This is a genomic window from Candidatus Eisenbacteria bacterium (genome assembly GCA_035712145.1).
GTDB lineage: Bacteria > Eisenbacteria > RBG-16-71-46 > RBG-16-71-46 > RBG-16-71-46 > DASTBI01.
The window spans coordinates 1-3693 of sequence record DASTBI010000260.1; the positions used below are offsets into that span (position 1 = coordinate 1).

The 3693-nt window shown below is 65.6% G+C and carries 1 protein-coding gene and 1 tRNA gene; one reads left to right on the top strand and one right to left on the bottom strand.

The genetic code is table 11. The features are described 5' to 3' along the window. Positions 1–114 precede the first annotated feature (114 nt). A tRNA-Phe gene (locus VFQ05_18340) sits at positions 115–190 on the top strand. A 119-nt stretch (positions 191–309) separates the two neighbouring features. Here VFQ05_18340 and VFQ05_18345 read toward each other — a convergent pair. Further along, positions 310–3246 carry a kelch repeat-containing protein gene (locus VFQ05_18345; GenBank protein HET9328730.1) on the bottom strand — a complete coding sequence of 979 codons (2937 nt, stop codon included), beginning with the start codon at positions 3244–3246 and terminating at the stop codon, positions 310–312. Between the last annotated feature and the right edge of the window lie 447 nt (positions 3247–3693).

Here is a 3693-nt window from a genome sequence, read left to right on the forward strand (position 1 = left end):
GGCGGCGCTGAGAGCTTTGGATGGAAGAGAAGCCCCGCTCGAGCGGGGCTTCTTTCTTGTCGGCGCCGGGCCTTGTCGAAAAGGGCCGATTCCGTCTAAGGTTCCGCGTTCGGTGCGACCCTAGCTCAGTTGGTAGAGCACGTGACTGAAAATCACGGTGTCCCCAGTTCGATTCTGGGGGGTCGCACCATTTTCTTGTCCGGATCTTCATGATCGTCCTCTACGACCAGCCTCTTCGCGGGGATCACAGCGCATCGAACGACCTACAAACAGTTGATGTAGCGCTGAGACTGGTGAATCGACAGTCGGCTAGCGCAGCACGACCATGGTTCGGTGGCCGCGGAAAGCCCCGGCGACGAGGCGGTAGGTGAAGACCCCCGTCCGCACTCGAATGCCGCGCTCGTCGCGCTGATCCCACTCGATCCCATGCCGCCCCGGCCCGTAGGCCTTATCGACGAGCGTGCGAACGCGCCGGCCCGCCACATCGAAGATCACCAGCTTGACCCGGCACTGCACCGGTAACTCGAAACGGATTGTGGTGCTCTGTTTGGATGGATTGGGCTGGTTCTGATGGAGGGTGAAGCGTGACGGGCTCGGGCTCTCGACCGCCACCGGAGGGCAGGTCGAGGGAGGTGCACCCACCAGGGGGCCGTGAGGTCCCGAGCGCATCCGCACCCATTGGCCGACGGAAGGCACCACGGTGTCGGCCGGGGCCACGCGGTCGAACGGACTCCTCTTGATGACGAATAGAAGGTAGTCGCCCGGCGGCGCGTAGTTGGCATTCAGCGGAGTCGTGGCCACGATCTCCTTCTGCGGGCAGCCTTGCTCCGGCGCGCGCGTGACCACCTGGAATTCCAACTGGAGGTAGCGCTGGTCCTGGTTGTGGGAGTGCGTCACCGCGCCCGGCCGGATCATGCACACCGACACGATGCTGTCGGGTGATTCGGTCCAGATCGGCATCGGCAGGTTGTAACCCGCCGAGTCGTGCCACGCGGTGATCGTGGGACGTTGCGCCAGACTGCCCCCCGGATTGAACAAGTAGGGGGGGCAATAGACCGTGGCGAGGAAGCGGAAGGCGCTGGGTGGATTGCTGCCCAACGAGAGGATCCGGGCGTCGGGCAACAAAAGGGCGGTGGAATGAAAGCCGCGCCGCGCAGGATCCTCGGCCAGCACGCCGCGTCCTTTCCATGCTCCGGCCGGGCCAAGATCCGGGTCCCAGAGCTGGGGTTGATGCACTCCGGGGTTGGTGAGTGTATCGGCGTCGTCGTGGTCGTTGTGGAAGCCGCGCCGCCCTCCGGTCATCAGAACCTTTCCAGTCGGCAGAACGACGAGGTTGTGCTCGATGCGCGCCATCATCGTGTCCGGCGTCGCCAGGTTCTGCACTTGCCAGCCCAAAGATGACGTGTCATCCGGCTTGATGGCGATCTTGGCCGTCTGGCTGTTCGCGCCGGTGAGTCCGCCGCACTTCATGACCTCGACCGCCTGGTCCGGGTTGGGCCGATAGAGCAACACCGCGGGCTGGCCCTGGACGGGACTCGTCCCGAGTGGGCTCCAGCGCGGGGGCGCACCGCTGGTCTTGTACCGGTACGTTGCGCCTGCCGGACCGGCGAAGAACAGATTGCCGCTCGGGAGCAGGAGGAAGTTCGGGTGCGTGCCCACCTGCTTGGGGTCGTTCTCCGCGGTCCACTGTCCGGTGGCGATGTCATATCGATCGGCGTTGAGGGCGTAAAGAGGCGAAGTCCGGAACGTGATGCTGTGCCCCGCCTGCGCCAGTGGCGCGTCGTTCAGAGCAGTCCACGCGCCGAGCACGTGGTTGAGCGCCCACGTTTCCGCGCTGGCCGTGCCTCCGACATCCCCGCCCATGACCACCAGGCGGTCCGTGATGTCACCAGGGTCGAACGATTCGTCCCAGGCAGCGGCGTGGCGGGTGCGCGGAAGAGGAGCAGTGGTCGCTGTCCGCTGCTCCCAGCGCACCTGACCACTGGGTCCCATCCACAGCACCCAGGTCTCGTTGTTGAGTCCGGCGCTGGTTTGGCCGCCGAACAGGACTGCGCGCCGGTCGGACCCGCTGAACGGACCGGAGCGAGGATAGGGGTCGACGGTCCAGGAGTGGCCCTCGCGAGCTCCCGGCTTGTCCGTAGTGGCGAGGGCCGGTCGGCTCCAGACCAGCGTCGTCATGTCGAGCGCGTAGAGGTCGTTGTCGGAGAGACCGCTGTTGCTGCGACCGCCAAAGACCAGCATGCGATTGCGCCCATTCGCGCCGTCATAGATTGCAGCATGTCCATAGCGTGCCCCGGGGTCATCGGGTCCGCCGGGATTGAGGTCGCCCGTGCTCCACCGCCAGGGCAGCGCGCCGACCGGCGGTCGCAGGTCGCGCACGTCGGACCGCGCCGCATCGTTCACGCCCAGGCCCCCGTAGATCACCATCCTGCGATCTCCAAGGAGCACGGCGCTGTGGCGCGAGCGCGCCGGAGGCGGTGCGCTGGCGTCGATCGGATCCCAGCCCATGGCATCGACGGATGGGTCGATACGCAGTCCCCAGGTATCGTTCAGCACCTGACCCCCGACCTTCCGCCCTCCGAACACCACGGTGGTGTCAAGCAGCCCGCGCATCCCGAGCGTGACCGCGCTGTGTCCTTCGCGCGCCTCGGGACGGAAGGCAGGGATTTGCGCGTCGAGCCAGCGGCCGGTCGAGGTCATTCCCATCCGCTGGATCTCATCGCGGACCGCTGAAGTCGGATTGGCGGGATCCGCTGTGCCGCCGACCACCGCCATGTGGTAGTAACGGGCCCCGCCGTGCACCAGCACATTGCCGTCCGCCAGCGTGGTACTGGCGTGGTAGTAGCGTTCCGTCTTCATGTTGCTTCGCACGACCCATTGGGCGTCGGGAGGAGTCGCATTGCGCCGAAAGACGAGTGTGCGCCAATCGGCCGCACGACCGGGGCCAAGCCCACCGGTGACGAGCAGATCTCCGTTGGCCAAGGTCGAGTGACCGACGCTGACGATGTCGTAGATACCGACGACATTGGTGTCGATCGGCAGCATCTGAAATTGCTCGTCGGGAAAGATGGAGCACGACCCGCCGTCCTGAGTGAACGCAGGGTTCCATCCGTAGAGCTTGGCGTTCCATGACTGGTACCAGCTCAGGATCTTGGTGTGGTGCGTGGCGTCTCCACGCATGATCGCCGTGTGGATCGGCTGGTGCCCCCAGGGGCCGCTGACTGCCCAGCGTCCGGTCTGCTCCATGCCGAGTTGGGCGAGGGCCGTTGCAGGCTCGAATGCGGCCGAGGAAACGGCAAGCGCGAGCCAAAGTCCCGGAGCCGCTGCTCGGGATCGTGGGCGTGGGTGCAAGGTCCGCGTCAACGTCTCCCCTTGGCTGCCGGAAGGCAAGGAGGCACGGATTCAATTCGACCAACGTGCGTCAATGGGAGTCCGAGCGGCTTCGGAAGTCAACTCCTTTCGCGCCTCAGGGCGTTCTGAAGCGCTGGAGTAACCGCGACTGGCTCTGGGTTCACGAGACCGGACGGTTTCTTAGCGCTGTCTGGCGAGGTGGAGTACATTCCCGCGCGCACATGGTCGACTGGCTCATGAACATGCACTGGATCCCGCTCATGATCCTGATCGTGGGCGCGTTCGCGGTGTTCGGTTTCCTCGGCTTCGGCCTCACCCGGCGCTACGTGATGCCGGGGCTCG